General features: G+C 53.1%; 1 protein-coding gene. It reads left to right on the top strand.

Features of this window, described 5'->3' with window-relative positions; translation table 11 throughout:
* Positions 1-10: 10 nt before the first annotated feature.
* Positions 11-244 carry a hypothetical protein gene (locus HKX41_12110; protein NNC24879.1) on the top strand — a complete coding sequence of 78 codons (234 nt, stop codon included), beginning with the start codon at positions 11-13 and terminating at the stop codon, positions 242-244.
* Positions 245-260: the final 16 nt, after the last annotated feature.

The raw sequence follows: 260 nt of genomic DNA, 5'->3' as shown, positions 1-260 counted from the left end.
GGGGGAAAGCATGGCAACAAAGAAGACGGGCGGCAGAAAGCCCGGAGACGGCAACTATTCGCTTCGTGAGAAGAAGCATCTGGCCCAGATAAAGCAGCTCAAAGCCGAAATCGCCTCAGAAAAACTGAAGGTGACGGTAAAAGATGCCGAACTCAAAGAGACGCGCGAAAAGTTGAAAAAGGCGCTTGCCGCGGAAAAGCAGTTGACTGCGAGCGCCAAGGCAAAGAAGAAAGCGGTGAAGTAAAGCCGAGCTGCCGTTC

Source organism: Salifodinibacter halophilus (genome assembly GCA_012999515.1).
GTDB lineage: Bacteria > Pseudomonadota > Gammaproteobacteria > Nevskiales > Salinisphaeraceae > Salifodinibacter > Salifodinibacter halophilus.
Note: the sequence above shows the minus strand (reverse complement) of the source record. Positions and strands in the feature narration are given on the sequence as shown.

What these genes read in the sequence shown, in the direction of transcription:
- HKX41_12110 (NNC24879.1), top strand. Translation starts at nt 11, where the DNA reads ATGGCAACAAAGAAGACGGGCGGCAGAAAGCCCGGAGACGGCAACTAT.